This is a genomic window from Pseudomonas sp. UBA6310 (genome assembly GCF_002438225.1).
Taxonomy (GTDB): domain Bacteria; phylum Pseudomonadota; class Gammaproteobacteria; order Pseudomonadales; family Pseudomonadaceae; genus Pseudomonas_O; species Pseudomonas_O kuykendallii.
On record NZ_DJTK01000020.1, the window covers coordinates 1 to 16582 of the forward strand.

The 16582-nt window shown below is 67.2% G+C and carries 14 protein-coding genes; 7 read left to right on the plus strand and 7 right to left on the minus strand.

Features of this window, described 5'->3' with window-relative positions; translation table 11 throughout:
• The 6 genes from B3E91_RS03660 to pilG form a co-directional block, all read right to left on the minus strand.
• The coding region (locus B3E91_RS03660) for an Hpt domain-containing protein (RefSeq protein ID WP_287028437.1) at positions 1–5395 on the minus strand (5395 nt) is incomplete at its 3' end.
• Positions 5396–5406: 11 nt separating this feature from the next.
• Entirely contained in the window at positions 5407–6282 is an 876-nt protein-coding gene (locus tag B3E91_RS03665; RefSeq protein WP_287028464.1) for a protein-glutamate O-methyltransferase, read from the minus strand.
• A gap of 68 nt (positions 6283–6350) precedes the next feature.
• Positions 6351–8393: a methyl-accepting chemotaxis protein gene (locus B3E91_RS03670; protein WP_090224900.1), complete on the minus strand. Its 2043-nt coding sequence runs from the start codon at positions 8391–8393 to the stop codon at positions 6351–6353.
• An 83-nt stretch (positions 8394–8476) separates the two neighbouring features.
• The gene (locus B3E91_RS03675; RefSeq protein WP_090224898.1) at positions 8477–9013 is read right to left on the minus strand and encodes a chemotaxis protein CheW; all 537 of its coding nucleotides are present in this window, start codon (positions 9011–9013) and stop codon (positions 8477–8479) included.
• A gap of 41 nt (positions 9014–9054) precedes the next feature.
• Positions 9055–9420, minus strand: a complete 366-nt coding sequence (gene pilH, locus B3E91_RS03680; RefSeq protein WP_090224896.1) for a twitching motility response regulator PilH — start codon at positions 9418–9420, stop codon at positions 9055–9057.
• A gap of 44 nt (positions 9421–9464) precedes the next feature.
• Positions 9465–9872, minus strand: coding sequence for a twitching motility response regulator PilG (pilG, locus tag B3E91_RS03685; protein WP_090224895.1), 408 nt, complete (start codon positions 9870–9872; stop codon positions 9465–9467).
• Between the two features lie 247 nt (positions 9873–10119).
• Between pilG and gshB the strand changes: the two genes are divergently transcribed.
• The 7 genes from gshB (at position 10120) to B3E91_RS03720 (ending at position 16031) form a co-directional block, all read left to right on the plus strand.
• Positions 10120–11073: a glutathione synthase gene (gshB, locus tag B3E91_RS03690; protein WP_287028438.1), complete on the plus strand. Its 954-nt coding sequence runs from the start codon at positions 10120–10122 to the stop codon at positions 11071–11073.
• 128 nt (positions 11074–11201) lie between these two features.
• Positions 11202–12104, plus strand: a complete 903-nt coding sequence (locus B3E91_RS03695; protein ID WP_287028439.1) for an energy transducer TonB — start codon at positions 11202–11204, stop codon at positions 12102–12104.
• A 77-nt stretch (positions 12105–12181) separates the two neighbouring features.
• Positions 12182–12751: a YqgE/AlgH family protein gene (locus B3E91_RS03700; RefSeq protein WP_287028440.1), complete on the plus strand. Its 570-nt coding sequence runs from the start codon at positions 12182–12184 to the stop codon at positions 12749–12751.
• Positions 12748–13173 (plus strand): Holliday junction resolvase RuvX, encoded by a 426-nt coding sequence (ruvX, locus tag B3E91_RS03705; RefSeq protein WP_273233766.1) that lies wholly within the window; start codon positions 12748–12750, stop codon positions 13171–13173. The genes B3E91_RS03700 and ruvX overlap by 4 nt, the downstream gene beginning before the upstream one ends.
• A gap of 56 nt (positions 13174–13229) precedes the next feature.
• On the plus strand, positions 13230–13739 hold the full coding sequence (pyrR, locus tag B3E91_RS03710; RefSeq protein WP_287028441.1) for a bifunctional pyr operon transcriptional regulator/uracil phosphoribosyltransferase PyrR: 510 nt from the start codon (positions 13230–13232) through the stop codon (positions 13737–13739).
• Positions 13740–13752: 13 nt separating this feature from the next.
• A complete protein-coding gene (locus B3E91_RS03715; protein ID WP_286785895.1) occupies positions 13753–14760 on the plus strand; it encodes an aspartate carbamoyltransferase catalytic subunit in 1008 nt (335 codons plus the stop codon).
• Complete coding sequence (locus B3E91_RS03720) at positions 14760–16031, plus strand: dihydroorotase (RefSeq protein ID WP_287028442.1); 1272 nt, start codon at positions 14760–14762, stop codon at positions 16029–16031. Before B3E91_RS03715 ends, B3E91_RS03720 begins: the two co-directional genes overlap by 1 nt.
• Positions 16032–16087: 56 nt before the next feature.
• Here the strand turns inward: B3E91_RS03720 and B3E91_RS03725 are convergent, their stop codons facing one another.
• Entirely contained in the window at positions 16088–16486 is a 399-nt protein-coding gene (locus B3E91_RS03725; RefSeq protein WP_090224882.1) for an NINE protein, read from the minus strand.
• Positions 16487–16582: the final 96 nt, after the last annotated feature.

The window sequence follows — 16582 nt, forward strand, 5'->3', positions numbered from 1 at the left end:
CCGCTTCGAGCATGTCGGCAAGACGGTCGTGGCAGGCCTGGAGCAGCCCGAACAGCGGCTGACTGGCACGCAGGCGCCCGCCGCAAAGGCCTTCGTAGAGAAATTCCAGCTCGTGCGCGAGGTCACCGATCTCGCGGATCTCGGCCATCCGCGCGCCGCCCTTGAGGGTGTGCAGGTCGCGCTGCAGGGCCTCCAGATCGACACTGTTGTCGACATCGCCCATCCAGCGCTGCAAGGCGGCGCCGGCGCTGTCGATGATGTCGAAACCTTCCTCGAGGAAGATGTCCACCAGTTCGTAGTCGCGTTCGTCCTCGACCACCACCGGCTTCGGGGTCGGCGCGGACGCCGGGGTGTCCTCCGGCGCCGCCTCGAAGACCAGCGGCGCGTCGGTGTCCGCTTCGGGCTCGACGCTGTGCGCGGCATCCTCGGCCGGCTCCGACGACACTTCCGATGGCGGAAGCTGATGCGCGTGGGCCATCGCCGCGCCGCTGGAGCGGAAATCGCGGACGATGCTGATCAGGGTATCGGCCGCCGCCAGCGGCTGGTTCGCCTTCAACTGGTCGAGCAGGATGGCCAGGCAGTCGTGGCTGCGGCGCAACAGTGCGACCAGCTCGGCGCTGACCCCGTAACGGCGGTCGAGCAGCCCCTCGTAGAGGCTTTCGAGTTCATGGGCGAGTTCGCCGATCGGATTGATCTCGGCCATCTGCGCGCCACCGCGCAGGGTGTGCAGGTCGCGATGCAGGGATGACAGCACCAGATGGTTTTCCGGGTCGTTGACCCAGCGCTGCAGGGCCTGGCCCGAGCTGTCGAGGATATCCACGGCTTCCTCGAGGAAGATGTCGACCATTTCCTCGTCCAGCGAGCTGACGCGCGCCTGCACGGCCGGCAGGTCGTGACTCATGCGCTGCTCGACCGCCGCCTCGGCAACCGTCTCGCCGTCGGGCTCGCCCCAGCCCTGCGCATCCTGCGCGGCGGCCTCCTCGCCCTGTTCCACGAGCGCGGACGGCAGTTCGCCAGGAACCTGCTCGACCTCATCGAGCAGGGCGCGCAACGCTTGCACGCGCTCCGGCTGAGCGGTTACCTGCTGGCCGGCGGCGACCTGATCCATCATTCCGACGAGCGCCTCGTGGGACAGGTCGACTTCCCGGAAGAACGCCGGGCTGACCGTGCGGCGGCCGTCCTGCACCGCGCTGTAGGTGTCCAGCAGCGCCTGGCACAGCTCGTCGATCTGCGGCAGCTCGGCCATCCGCGCGCCGCGCCCGAGCGTGCTCAGTTCCTCGCGCAGCGCGCCCAGCTCCTGGCGTTCGGCGGGGTGTTCGTGCCAGCGATCGAGCAGGTCGGAGGCGTCCAGCAGGATGTCCATGCCTTCGGCGAGGAACAGCGCGATCATCTGCGGATCGCGGGCGCTGCCCGACTCGCCGCTACGCGCGCTCTGCGCAGCCTCCAGGCGTTCGCTCAGGAGCTTCTGCACGCGGGCGATGAGCGCATCGGCGCCCTCGATCGGGCGGAACGGATGCGTCTCCAGCTGCGCCAGCCCCTCGCGGAACAGCGCCTCGGCGTCACGCAGCAGTTCGGTCTCGGCCAGATCCAGGGCAATCAGGTTGGCCTTGAGCTCCTTGACCATGCGCTCCAGCGGCGCGGCGATTTCCGCCATCGGCAGGATGCCGGCCATGTGCGAGCTGCCCTTGAGGGTATGCAGCGCGCGTTGCAGTTCGTCGTTGACCGGCCGCGGGAGTTCCTCCGCGCAGGCGGCGAGAAACTTCCTCAGGGTATCCAGATGAGCGTCCGCCTCGTTGCGGAAGATCTCCAGCAACTGCGGGTCCAGGCCTTCCTCGGCTTCTTCAGTGGCATCCTGCGAAGTTGCCGCCGTGGTTACGGCCGCGGACGTGGCGACGCTGTCCGGGCCGTCACTAAAACGCGGTGGTGTCTGCCCCCTCGCCAGTGCGTGGGCGATGGCCGCGAGCTGATCGACGTCGTCGCGCTGGCGCTGCGCCCTGGCGGCGAACTCCTCGACCAGCTCGGGCATCAGCGCGACCACGCCGAGGATCACCTGCTGCACCGGCTCATCAGGCTCGATGCTCCTGTCCAGCACGCGGTTGAGCAGGTTCTCGATCGACCATGCGAGTTCGCCGATGACCAGCGCACGAACCATCCGGCCACTGCCCTTGAGCGTGTGGAAGGCGCGGCGCAGTTCGGTAAGCGCCGCCTTGTCGGCGAGGTCGGCCTGCCACTTCGGCAGGTACTCGGCGATGGTTTCCATGACTTCGCCGGCCTCTTCGATGAAGACTTCCAGCAGTTCCTCGTCCATCGGTTCTTCGTCGGCGGGCGGCGGCAGCAGACTCGGCGGCACTTCGCGCGCCGGCGGGTTTATTGCCTGGCTCGGCGCGGCCATGACGTCGGCCATCGACAGCGGCTTGTCCTCGACCTGCGGCTCGGTGACCTCGGGGTGTGCCTCGGACAGGCCCGGCAGCTCGACCTCGGGCAGTTCCAGCGCGGCGATGTCGCGTTCGTCGAAACTCAGACCGCCCTCATCCAACGACTCGAAACTCAGCTCCGGCAGCTCCAGCGTGATGTCGTCCTGCGCACCGATGACCGGGGGCAGCTCGTCGAGCGGCAGGTCCAGGCCGAAGTCGGCGACGGGCTCTTCGGGCGCAAGCTCGCCAAGGTCCCAGCTGTCGTCCAGGCCCGGCAGCGTGGCCGGTTCGTCCGGTAGCAGCTCCAGGCTCACCTCGTCCTGAGCGCCGGTGACCGGGGGCAGCTCATCGAGCGGCAGGTCGAGGCTGAAGTCGACGACGGCGGGCTCAGCGGCCACGGGTTCGCCGAGATCCCAATTTTCAGCGTGCAGCTCCGGCGCGGCGGGTTCGGCGGCAAGGTCGAGCGGCGGCAGCTCGAAGGCTTCGGCGTCGGCCTGAGGCGCGGGCGCATCCGGCACCGCATCGAGCTCGCCGGCGGGTCCGTCGCCACCGGGCAACGGCTCGCCAAGGTCCCAGTGATCGGCGTCAGCGAGCGGCAGGTCAGCGCTCTGCACCTCGGTCAGGGTCGGCGGCGCGGCGAGAGGCTCGATCTGCGCGTCCTGCGCGGACAGCGAATCGATCGGCGAATCGAGTTCGGCGGCGGGCTCGGGCAGCGGCTCGCCCAGGTCCCAGTGATCCGTGTCGGCGGGCGTCACCTGCTCGGGTTCAGGAGCGAGGGCCGACGTCGGCGATTGCACAGCGGCATCGACGGGCGATGGCTCGGCCTCTTCGTCGACATGGGCAAGTATCGGAGCGCTCTCCTCGGCCGACGGCGCGGGTTCGAGTTCGTCCTCGACCAGCTCTTCGGCTTCGGCAGCGAGCAGTTCCATTTCCTGCAGCGGATCGCTCAGGGCGCTCAGCTCGGACTCGGACTCGGACTCGGACTCAGACTCGGACTCGGACTCGGACTCGGACTCGACGTCAGTCGGCAGCACGCCTGGCGCCTCAGCAAGGGCGGCGTGCGGTTGCACTTCGTCAAGCGACTCGCCCGGCTCGAGCGGCAGCACGTCGATCGGTTCGGAGACCTCGTCGAGCGGGACGGGGACCAGCAGCGGTGCGTCAGGCTCCGCTGCGGGGAGCAGTTCGTCGTCGAGGGGATGATCGGCCTCGTCGGCGATGACCTCGATTTCATCAAGCGGATCGTCCAGCGCCGCCGGAGACTCCTCGGCAGTCTCCGGGAGCGGGAGAATCGGCTTGCGGACCAGCGCATAACCGAGGTTACCGAGGCTCTCCTCGGCGACGTCGAGGATCATGTCGCCCTGGGCGGCGTGATCTTCGGACAGGCGCTCGAGGTAGTACTCGACGCTGGTGATGGCGTCGGCCAGGGTGTCCAGGCTCTGCCAGTTGGGCACCGCCTTGCGCGCCAGCAGTTGTTCCTCGATATAGCGGTTGCAGGCGCGTAGCAGTTCGGCGGCGCGTTCCAGCGGGATCATCGCCAGCCCGCCGCGCACCTGGGTGAGCAGTTCCGGCACGCGGGCCAGATGCTCGTGGTTCCATTGCGAAGCGATGAACTCGATGATCGCATCCTTCGCCTGCTCCAGGCCGGTACGCGCTTCCTTGATGACCAACTGGTGAATCTGCGCGACGTCGGTGGTCGGCAGGTGACTTTCCTCGCCCGCGCCGTCATCGCTCTGCCCGACCATTCCGGCCAGCGTCGCTTCGACGTAGAGCAGCGCGCCGGCGATATCCATCAGCGCCGCGTCGGTAGGCTCGCCGTTGCCCATGGACAACTGATGGACGACGTCGAGCTGATCGAGGATGACCTTGCGCGGCTGGCCGAAGCCGAGCATCGCCAGGGTGTCGGCGATCTGTTTCAGCGGAGCCCTCAGGCCATCGAGTTCGGCGACGCCGGTGCGGTCGCTGCGGACGAACAGGTCGAGGCTGTCCTTGACCCGCACCAGCTCCTCGCACAGGGCGGCGACCACGGAGCGCATCGCGTCGCGGTCGGGACCGGCCAGGCGCGCGCGCTCTTCGTCGACCAGCTCGCTGTCCGGCAGCGCGTCGTCGAGACGGTAGTGCTCCTTCAGCGCGCGGATGCGCGGCGACTGGACCGGCGCCTTGGCGATATAGAAGAGCAGGTTCTTGGTCAGCTCGTCGGAGGCCGCCTGGTTGATGCCATCGGCGCCCTGCTCGACCAGCCGCTTGAGTTCCTTGTCGACCTGACGCAGCAAGCCACGGACCGAGGTGCCGTTGGCCACGCCCCCGTTGGACAGGCCTTCGACCAGGCCCGAGGAAATCTGCCAGAGCGGGCCGAGCGGAGCGCCCTGGCACAACCCTTCGAGGCGCGCGAACACCCGCGCCATGTAGCCGAGGTTGGTCGGCAGGTCCTGGTTGCGCAGCACGCCGACCAGCGCCACCTGCTGCATCTGCCGCAGCTTGCGCAGCAGCGGCAACAACTCGGCGTTGTGCAGGCGCTCGAGGGCATCCGGCGAGACGGCCGGCAGGGCCGCCGAGAGGTCGGGCGAGAACAGGCTGGTTTCCGACAGCAGGTTTTCGCCGCGGGCCGCGCGCAGGTCGTTGAGCAGCGGCAACACCACCATCGGCAGGTCGCGCCGCGCGCTCTGCACCCGCTCCAGATAGGTCGGCAGCTGCAGGATCGCCTGCATCAGCACTTCCAGCGCCTCGCGCTGGTTGTTCACCCGGCCTTCCATCAGGGCCTGGGCCAAACGTTCCATTTCCTCGGCAAGGAGCGCCGCGCCGTAGAACTCGACCATCTGCAGGGTGCCCTGCACCTGATGCACATAGGTCAGGCAGAAACTCATGCGCGTGGAATCCTGCGGATTCTCGACGAACGCCTCCAGCGCCTGACGCGCCTGCTTCAGCGTTTCGGCGATTTCGCCCTTGACCCACTCCAGGGCGACATAATCGTGCCGATCACCCATAGCCACTCCAGTCATACGCGTGTGTTACCCCTACGGGTAAAAGCCAGAACCTGCTCGTCGGCCACAGGCACCAGGTCCGGATGCTGCCAACCCGCCATCTCACCGACCCCGACCACCAGCAGGCCACCCGGCGCGAGACGCTCGGCCAGCCGGTTGAGGATTTCGCGGCGGCGCCAGCGGCGGAAATAGATCAGCAGGTTCTGACAGAAAATGACGTCCATGCCGGACATCGGCGCCTTGGACAATTCCAGCACATTGAGCCGTGCGCAACAGACGCGAGCCGCCAGTTCGGCGGAAATCTCGTAGCGTCCGTCGCCCCGACGGTCGAAGTAGCGCTCGCGACGCTCGTCGCCCATCGGCTCGAGCCGGCGCAGGTCGTAGTGGGCCTCGCGCGCCCTGCTCAGGGCGCTGAGGCTGATATCGGTGCCGGTCACGCCAAAATGCTCGGGCCACGGGCTGTCGTGCAGCACCTCGGCGGCGGCGATCGCCAGTGAATACGGCTCCTCGCCCGTCGAACAACCCACGCTCCACAGCGACCAGGCCGACGGCATGCCCTGCCGCTCGAGCCGCTCGCGCAGATAGCGGTCGAGCAGATCGAACGACGGCCGATGGCGGAAGAAGCGGGTTTCCTGAATCGTCAGATGATCCAGCAGCTTCGACCACTCCACCGCCCCGCGCGGGCCTTCGACAACCTGCCGGTAGTAGCTGGTGTAATCATCGATACCGAGTTCGCGCATGCGTGCGCTCAGATTGGTCTGCAGGAACACCTGCCGCCCTTCGTTGATCACCAGGCCGGTGCGCGTTTCCAGCAGCGTTCGCCAATCATGGAATTCCGCTGCCGACATCTCCGCCAGGGGTTTCAAGGCCCAGACGCCACTTGGCTGCATACCCTGCCCCTCACTCATGGACCTTCGCCTCCGTCGGCCACCCAGGCGGGCGGTCGACGCTGCCCCACTCAGGCCTGCTCCGCTGCTTCCGGCAGGGTGAAGCCGGACACCGACCGACGCATCTCGCTGGCCATCTTCGCCAGGTTTCCGATGCTGCGTGCGGTGGCGGTGGTACCGGCGGAGGTCTGCGAGGTGATCTCCTGGATCACGTTCATGGTGTTGGAAATGTGGCCAGCCGACGAAGCCTGCTGACGGGCGGCGTTGGAAATGTTCTGGATCAGCGCCGCGAGGGTCTTGGATACCTTCTCGATCTCTTCCAGGGCGACCCCGGCGTCCTGCGCCAGGCGGGCGCCGCGGACCACTTCGGAGGTGGTCTGCTCCATCGAGATGACCGCCTCGTTGGTGTCGGTCTGAATCGTCTTCACCAGCGCCTCGATCTGTTTGGTCGCGCCCGAGGAGCGTTCCGCGAGGCGCTGTACTTCGTCCGCCACCACGGCGAAGCCGCGGCCCGCGTCGCCGGCCATGGAGGCCTGGATCGCGGCGTTGAGGGCAAGGATGTTGGTCTGGTCGGCAATGTCGTTGATCAGGCTGACGATGTCGCCGATCTCCTGGGACGATTCACCGAGGCGCTTGATCCGCTTCGAGGTGTCCTGGATCTGCTCGCGGATGTTATCCATCCCGGTGATGGTGTTGTGCACCACCTCGTTGCCCTTGTTGGCGATCGCCACGGAGCGCTCTGCCACCGCGGTGGACTCGGAGGCGTTCGCCGATACCTGGTCGATGGACACCGCCATCTCGTTGATCGCCGCGGAGGCCCCGGCGATTTCCTGCGCCTGGTGCTCCGACGCCTCGGCCAAGTGCATCGCCGTGGCCTGGGTTTCCTGGGCGGCCGCGGCCACCTGGACGGCGGTCAGGTTGATCGTTTCGACCAGGTCGCGGAGCTGGTCGATGGAGTAGTTGATCGAGTCGGCGATGGCGCCGGTGAAGTCCTCGGTCACCGTCGCGGTCACCGTCAGGTCACCGTCGGCGAGGTCGGCGATCTCGTCGAGCAGGCGCAAGATCGCCGCCTGGTTGCGGTCGTTCTTCTCGGCGGTTTCGGCCAGCGTGCGGCGGGTGTCTTGCACCATCACCAAACCGATGAGGATGATCGCGCCCAGCACCAGCGCGCCCAGCAGGTAGCCGGCGAGGGTATTGACGGAGCGGCCTTCGGCCAGGGAGTTGAAGCCGTCGGTCAGCGCCGAGGCTTTTTCCAGCAGGGTCTGCGATACGGTGAAGATGGTATTGGCGGATTCGCGGACCTGGAACAGTTCCGGCGAGGTTTCGAGAATCTCGTCCACCGAGCCGGAGACGAACTCGAACAGCTCGGAAATCTCCGCCAGGCGCTCCCGCGCCGCGGCATCGCTGACCTTGGCGATGTTCATCGACGGGTTGCCTTCGAGCATCGCCGTGTGCACCCGACCGAACAGGTTGGCATCGCGACCGAACATGTCGGCGGCCTGCACCGAATCGGCGTCGCCGGCGAGCACCTTGTTCACCGAACCGAGGATACGTTCAGCCAGCAGCGACTGCCGCTGCGCCACCGAGACCTGGGCCGCGGGCGCGCCGCTCTTGAGCAGGATATCGACGACTTCCTCATACTCGACCTGCAGCTGCGGGATGGTCTCGGCGAGGGTCGCCGCCACCTGATGCAGCGAAAGAACGGTCTGTTCGGAAGCGATGATCGCGTCGGAGTTCTGCCGCAGGCTGTCCCAGTCCTGCTGCACAGCGGCCATCTGCGCCTGCACGGCGGGCGGCGCCCCCGGAAGCCCGGCGCCGTCGCCATCACGCAGGTAGCCCCAGCGCCTCTCGAAGTCGTTGCGCGCGTCCTTCAGCAGGGCGAAGGCTTCGACGGTACCCGCCGCCGCTTCGGTGGCGTTCTTGGCGATCCGCTGGGACAGCACGCGCAGCTCGCCGGCATGGCCGAGGTACTCGGTGTCGTTGTTGGTCTGCGTGCTGAGGTAGGCGAAGTTGGCGAACAGCAGCACGATGGAGACGATCAGGACTATGAAGAGGCCGCCGATCAGCTTGCTGCTGCGCATACCCGCGAGAAGATTACCGCTCTGTTTGCTCATAACTGGCCCCCGCCTGGACCTACCGCCGATCTAGATTCCCATACACATCAAAAGAGCCGGCAGCGCCGGCCCACCAAAAACTGTCACATCGAGACGTCGAGAAAACCCGGATGGCGCGCCAGCGCATGGGGGCTGAATACCAGCCATTCACGCTCGCGCTGGAACACGCCATGGATGAAGGGTCGCACTGCCTCGCCCACCCCGGGCAGGCGCTCGTCAAAGGTATCCACCGAAAAATGCTGCATGCCGAAGACTTCGTCGACGATCAGCCCGGCGAACACGTCCTGATGCTCCACCACCAGCACCCGCCGCTGCTTGCGCAGGGGTGACAGCTCGCTGCCGAGAAACCCGCAGAGGTCCATGATCGGCAACAGCCGTCCACGCACGTTGGCCACTCCTTTCACCCAGGGTTTCACACCGGGCAACAGGGTGTGCCGGGGCTCGTGCAGCACCTCGCCGATCTCCCCCATCGGCGCCACGAAATGCTGCTCGCCCATGCGAAAACCGATGCCGCCCCAGCTTTGTACGGCTTCCTGCTGCGAAGGCAGGCCCACGGCCAGCGCGCGACAGCGCTGATCGATCTCGAGAAGGAGCTCAAAGGGAGCGCGCGCGTCCGCCATGCCGGCCTGACCTTGTCAGCTGCTGAGGGAAGGGGCCGGCGTCAGCCGGCCAGTACGCTTTCGATGGTCTTGACCAGGGTGTCTTCTTCGATCGGCTTGGTCAGGTAATCGCGCGCGCCCTGGCGCTTGCCCCAGACCTTGTCGGTTTCCTGGTCCTTGGTGGTGACGATGATCACCGGGATGTGACTGGTGTCGGCATCCTTGGACAGCTGGCGGGTCGCCTGGAAGCCGTTGAGGCCAGGCATGACGATGTCCATCAGCACCACGTCCGGCTTCTCCTGGCGCGCCAGGGCCACGCCGTCCGCGCCATTCTCGGCCTTCAGGACCTCATGGCCGTGCTTTTCCAGCATGGCGGTGAGCTTGTACATCTCGGTAGGAGAGTCATCAACAATCAGAATTCGAGCCATGGTGTCCCCATACGAAAATAGCGTCGCCGACCCAGTGGCCGACGTCAGGAAGCGTGTTCCACCGGAGTGAAGTCCGGTACGTGAGCCTTTATCGCGCCGAGCAGTTCTTCTTTGCTGAAAGGCTTGGTCAGGTACTGGTCCGAGCCGACTATGCGGCCCTTGGCCTTGTCGAACAGGCCGTCCTTGGACGACAGCATGATCACAGGTGTGGATTTGAAGGCACTGTTGTTCTTGATCAGCGCACAGGTCTGATAGCCGTCGAGCCGAGGCATCATGATGTCGACGAAGATGATGCTGGGATGGCTGTCGGCAATCTTGGCCAGCGCATCGAAACCGTCCACCGCGGTTATCACGTCGCAACCCACTTTCTTGAGCAGGGTTTCCGCAGTGCGACGAATCGTTTTCGAGTCGTCGATCACCATCACCTTCAAACCGTCGGAATGCTGTTCCATGTCTGCCCTACCATCGCCTCGGTGAGTCGTTGCATTGCTATTCCGGTACACCAGACCCGTGCCGATGACGGGTTGCGACCCGATCGCCGAGCTGTTTTAGCACACTCTCCACATGCAATCTATAAGCCCCGGACGCGCAAGGTTTTTCCTTGACCGGGGCGGGTTGCAGCGCCACCCTTGGCGCCTCACGATCCAGCCTCGCGGCCCCTCGTTGCCGCCTCTTTGCCACCGCGGAGGATACCCCCACATGAGCGTTCGCCTCGGGATTGTCATGGACCCCATCGCGCGAATTTCCTTCAAGAAGGACAGTTCGCTGGCCATGCTGCTGGCCGCCCAGGCGCGCGGCTGGTCGCTCTTCTATATGGAGCCGCAGGACCTCTATCAGCGCAGCGAACAGGCCCGCGCCCGCGTCCGCCCGCTGAAGGTGTTCAACGACCCCGAGCACTGGTTCGAGCTGGAGGCCGACGTCGACATGCCGCTGGGCGAGCTGGACGTGATCCTGATGCGCAAGGATCCGCCGTTCAACAGCGAGTACATCTATGCCACCTACCTGCTGGAGCAGGCCGAAAAGACCGGCGCCCTGGTGGTCAACCGTCCGCAAAGCCTGCGCGACTGCAACGAGAAGCTCTTCGCCACGCAGTTTCCGCAGTGCACGCCGCCGACCCTGGTCGCCCGAAGGGCCGACATTCTGCGCGAGTTCATCGCCGAGCACGGTGACGTCATTCTCAAACCGCTCGACGAAATGGGCGGCGCTTCGATTTTCCGCCACCGCGAGGGCGACCCGAACCTGTCGGTGATCCTCGAGACCCTGACCCTGCTCGGCACCCGGCAGATCATGGCGCAGCGCTATATCCCGGCGATCAAGGAAGGCGACAAGCGCATCCTGATGATCGACGGCGAGCCGGTGGAGTACTGCCTGGCGCGCATCCCGGCCGCTGGCGAGACGCGCGGCAACCTCGCCGCCGGCGGGCGTGGCGAGGCGCGGCCGCTGAGCGAACGCGACCGCTGGATCGCGGCCCAGGTCGGTCCGTTCCTGCGCGAGCGCGGCCTGCTGTTCGTCGGCCTCGACGTGATCGGCGATTTCCTCACCGAGATCAACGTCACCAGCCCGACCTGCATCCGCGAAATCGACAAGGCCTACGACACCCGCATCGGCGAGCGCCTGATGCAGTCGATCGCCGCCAAGCTCGGCCGCGACTGAGGCGGCAACCGCTCGTGCCCTCCACACGGCGCGGCAAGGGTCGCGGAAGGGACCGCGGCGCCGGCCGCGTGGACATTTCCGCGACGCCTGTTCAGACTGCGCGGCTACCGCGATCCGCCGACGCCCCGATGAACGCAGCCAGCCTACCGCCCGCCCTCCAACGCACCGCTGTTCGCCCGGCGGACCGGCTGGGCTTCACGCTGTTCATCGCCGCCGTGCTGCACATCGCGCTGATCCTCGGCGTCAGTTTCACCCTCGCCGAACCCGAGCAGATCAGCAAGACGCTGGAAATCACCCTGTCGACCTTCAAGAGCGAGACCAAGCCCAAGGAGGCCGACTTCCTCGCCCAGGACAACCAGCAGGGCAGCGGCTCGCTGGACCACAAGGCGACGCCGAAGACCACCGAACAGGCGCCGTTCCAGGACACCCAGATCAACAAGGTCGCGCCGCCCAGCGCACCCAAGGCCGCACCGGCGCCCGCCGAGGCGCCCAAGGCGGCAGTCGCGACCACCAAGCCGAAGGCCGAGAAGACCCCGGCCAAGCGCGAACAGCGCCAGCCGGAGCCCGACCCGGTGCCGCAGAAGGCGCCGGCGTTCGACAGCGCGCAGCTGAGCAGCGAGATCGCCAGCCTCGAGGCCGAGCTGTCCACCCAGCGCGAGCTCTACGCCAAGCGGCCGAAGATCCATCGCCTCAACGCCGCCTCGACAATGCGCGACAAGGGGGCCTGGTACAAGGACGACTGGCGCAAGAAGATCGAGCGGGTCGGCAACCTCAACTACCCGGACGATGCACGCCGCCAGCGCATCTACGGCAGCCTGCGCCTGCTGGTGTCGATCAACCGTGACGGCACGCTCTACGAAGTGCAGGTGCTGGAGTCCTCCGGCCAGTCGGTGCTCGACCAGGCCGCCCTGCGCATCGTCCGGCTGGCGGCGCCCTTCGCGCCGTTCAGCGGTGACCTGGCCGACATCGATCGCCTGGAAATCATCCGCACCTGGCGCTTCGAGCGCGGCGACAAGCTGTCCAGCCGCTAGCGCCGCCCGCGCCTCGTACACATGCCGACCGCGTTCGCCCCTTGTGGCCCGAGGAACGAAACCCGAAACTAGGCGACATGAAAATCGACGCACCCAGCTACCTCAAGCACCATCTCCTGATCGCCATGCCGCACATGGCCGACCCGAATTTCGCGCAGACGGTCATCTACCTGGTCGAGCACAACGATCAGGGCGCCATGGGCCTGATCATCAACCGCCCGAACGGCCTCAGCCTCGCCGACGTGCTCGAACAGCTGCGCCCGGACAGCGAGCCGGCGCCGCGCTGTGCGGACATCGCGATCTTCACCGGCGGCCCGGTGCAGACCGATCGCGGCTTCGTCCTGCATCCGGCGGGCGAGGTCTACCAGGCCACCGTGGCGCTCGGTGACCTGTCGCTGTCCACGTCGCAGGACGTGCTCTTCGCCATTGCCGAAGGCAACGGCCCGGCGAAGAGCCTGATCGCCCTCGGCTATGCCGGCTGGGAAGCCGGGCAACTGGAGGCCGAACTGGTCGAAAATGCCTGGCTCAGCTGCCCGGTGGACCTCGACATCCTCTTCCAGATGCCGGCCGAACGTCGCCTGGACGCCGCCGCCGCGCACCTGGGCATCAACCTCGCACTGCTCACTTCCCAGGCCGGCCACGCATGAGCGCACCGCGCCTGCTGCTCGGCTTCGATTACGGCACCAAGCAGATCGGCGTCGCCGTCGGCCAGGCGATCACCGGCCAGGCGCGCGAGCTCTGCGTGCTCAAGGCGCAGAACGGCGTGCCGGACTGGCAGAAAGTCGAAGCGCTGATCAAGGAGTGGCAGCCGGACGCCATCGTCGTCGGCCTGCCGCTGAACATGGACGGAACGCCGAGCGAGATGAGCGCCCGCGCGGAGAAGTTCGCCAGGCGCCTGAACGGCCGCTTCAACCTGCCGGTGCACACCCACGACGAGCGCCTGACCACCTTCGAGGCCAAGGGCCAGCGCCTGGCCCAGGGCCAACGGGGCGGCTATCGCGACAACCCGGTGGATGCCCTCGCCGCCGCGCTGTTGCTGGAAGGCTGGCTGGAGCAACACGCCGGCTAGGACGACGCGCCATGGTGGCCGATCGTCGCAACCAAGAATTCTGTACGGAGACCGCCATGAACCTGCCCAACCCCGCCGACCTGCTACCGCAGATGGCCCGCGACCTGCAGCGCCACCTGGCCGATCGCGGCATCACCGAGCCCCGCTTCATCGGCATCCACAGCGGCGGCGTGTGGGTCGCCCAGGCGCTGCTCGCCGAGCTCGGCAGCGACGCGCCGCTGGGCACGCTGGACGTGTCCTTCTACCGCGACGACTTCAGCCAGAACGGCCTGCACCCGCAGGTGCGTCCGTCTGCCCTACCGTTCGAGGTCGAGGGCCAGCACCTGGTGCTGGTCGACGACGTGCTGATGACCGGGCGGACCATCCGCGCCGCGCTCAACGAGTTGTTCGACTACGGCCGACCGGCCAGCGTGACGCTGGTCTGCCTGCTCGACCTGGAGGCCGGCGAGCTGCCGATCCGTGCAGACGTGCTTGGCGCCACCCTGTCGCTGGCCCCCGACCAGCGGGTAAAATTGATCGGCCCCGCGCCGCTCGCGCTCGAGTCCAAGACCCTCTCCGCCTCCTGACAAGGCCACCTCCATGTCTATCGCCGCCAAGCGCTCACTGCAGCTCAATGATCAGGGCCAGTTGCGTCACTTCCTTTCGCTCGACGGTTTGCCGCGCGAGCTGCTCACGGAAATCCTCGACACCGCCGACTCCTTCCTCGAGGTCGGCGCGCGCGCGGTGAAGAAGGTCCCGCTGCTGCGCGGCAAGACCGTGTGCAACGTGTTCTTCGAGAACTCCACGCGCACACGCACCACCTTCGAGCTGGCGGCGCAGCGGCTGTCCGCCGACGTGATCAGCCTGAACGTCTCGACCAGCTCGACCAGCAAGGGCGAGACGCTGTTCGACACCCTGCGCAACCTCGAGGCGATGGCCGCCGACATCTTCGTCGTGCGCCACGCCGACTCCGGCGCCGCGCACTTCATCGCCGAGCACGTCTGCCCGGACCTGGCGATCATCAACGGCGGCGACGGGCGCCACGCGCACCCGACCCAGGGCATGCTCGACATGCTCACCATCCGCCGCCACAAGGGCGGCTTCGAGAACCTCTCGGTGGCCATCGTCGGCGATGTCCTGCACTCGCGGGTGGCGCGCTCCAACATGCTCGCGCTGAAGACCCTCGGCTGCCCGGACATCCGCGTGATCGGGCCGAAGACGCTGCTGCCGGTGGGTATCGAGCAGTACGGCGTGCGCGTCTTCACCGATCTCGCCGCCGGGCTCAAGGATGTCGACGTGGTGATCATGCTGCGCCTGCAGCGCGAGCGCATGCAGGGCGGCCTGCTGCCCAGCGAGGGCGAGTTCTACCGCCTCTACGGCCTCACCGAGCAGCGCCTCACGCTGGCCCGCCCGGATGCCATCGTCATGCACCCGGGGCCGATCAACCGCGGCGTCGAGATCGAGTCGGCGGTGGCCGACGGCGCCCACTCGGTGATCCTCAACCAAGTCACCTACGGCATCGCCGTGCGCATGGCGGTACTGTCCATGGCCATGAGCGGACAGACCGCGCAGCGCCAGCTCAACCAGCAGACCGAGGAGCAGCTCTGATGCGTACCCACATCCTCGGCGCCCGCCTGATCGACCCGGCCAGCGGCCACGACGGCGTGGTCGACCTGTACCTGGAGGACGGCCGGATCAAGGCCATCGGCGCCGCGCCGGCCGGCTTCGACGCCGAACACCGGATCGACGCCCACGGGCTGGTCGCCGCACCGGGCCTGGTCGATCTTTCCGTCGCTCTGCGCGAGCCCGGCTACAGCCGCAAGGGCAGCATCGCCAGCGAAACCCTGGCTGCGGCCGCCGGTGGCGTCACCAGCCTGTGCTGCCCGCCGCTGACCCGCCCGGTGCTGGACACCCCGGCCGTCGCCGAGCTGATCCTCGACCGCGCCCGCGAGGCCGGCCACTGCAAGGTCTTCCCGATCGGCGCGCTGACCAAGAACCTCGCCGGCGAGCAGCTCGCCGAGCTGGTCGCCCTGCGCGACGCCGGCTGCGTGGCCTTCGGCAACGGCCTGACCAACTTCCCGAGCAATCGCAACCTGCGCCGCGCGCTGGAGTACGCGGCGACCTTCGACCTGACCGTGGTCCTGCATTCCCAGGACGCCGACCTGGCCGAGGGCGGCCTCGCCCACGAAGGCCCGACCGCCAGCTTCCTCGGCTTGCCGGGAATCCCGGAGAGCGCGGAAACCGTAGCCCTGGCGCGCAACCTGCTGCTGGTGGAACAGAGCGGCGTGCGCGCCCACTTCAGCCAGCTGACCAGCGCCCGCGGTGCGCAGATGATCGGCGAGGCCCAGGCCCGCGGTTTGCCGGTGACGGCGGACGTGGCGCTGTACCAGCTGATCCTCACCGACGAGGCCCTCGCCGAGTTCTCCAGCCTCTACCACGTGCAACCGCCGTTGCGTACCGCCGCCGACCGCGCGGGGCTGCGCGAGGCGCTCAAAAGCGGCGTGATCTCGGCGATTTCCAGCCATCACCAGCCGCACGAGGCGGACGCCAAACTGGCCCCGTTCGGCGCCACCGAACCGGGCATCAGCAGCGTCGAGCTGCTGCTGCCGCTGGCGCTGACCCTGGTGCAGGACGGCCTGCTCGACCTGCCCACCCTGATCGCCCGCCTCAGCAACGGTCCCGCCGCCGCCTTGCGCCTGCCCGCCGGCAGCCTGCGCGTCGGTGCCGCCGCCGACCTGGTGCTGTTCGACCCCGCGGCCAGCACCCTGGCCGGCGAGGCCTGGCGCTCCAGGGGCGCGAACTGCCCGTTCCTCGGCCACGCGCTGCCCGGCGCGGTGCGCTACACGCTGGTCGACGGCCACGTCTGCTACCACGCCTGACGCCCGGAAAAGAAAAGCCCGCCGATCGGCGGGCTTTTTTCGTCTCGACCGCGCGCCTAGCGCAGGCGGGCGTTGCGCATCGACACCTGATCGTTGAGCGTCCAGAAGTCGTAGAGCACGCCCACCAGGAACAGCCCGCCGGTGCACAGGTAGAGAATGCCGGTGAGCCATTTGCCCTGGTACATGCGGTGCACGCCGAACAGGCCAAGGAAGGTCAGCAGCAGCCAGGCGACGTTGTAGTCGGTCGGGCCGGCGTTGAAGCGCAGGTCGGCCTCGCGATCCATCGCCGGAATCAGGAAGAAGTCGATGATCCAGCCGACGAAGAACAGGCCGAAGGTGAAGAACCAGATCGTCCCGGTGACCGGCTTGCCGTAGTAGAAGCGGTGCGCGCCGGTGAAGCCGAAGATCCACAGCAGATAACCGATCAGCTTGCTGTGCGTGTCCTGTCGTTGCATGGCTATTCCTCTGGAGTGAAGCGATTTCGGCGCGCCGACGGCCGGGGCCGCCCTTTGCTTGCAGGCGCGGAAAATTGTACGAATACTGTATTTAAA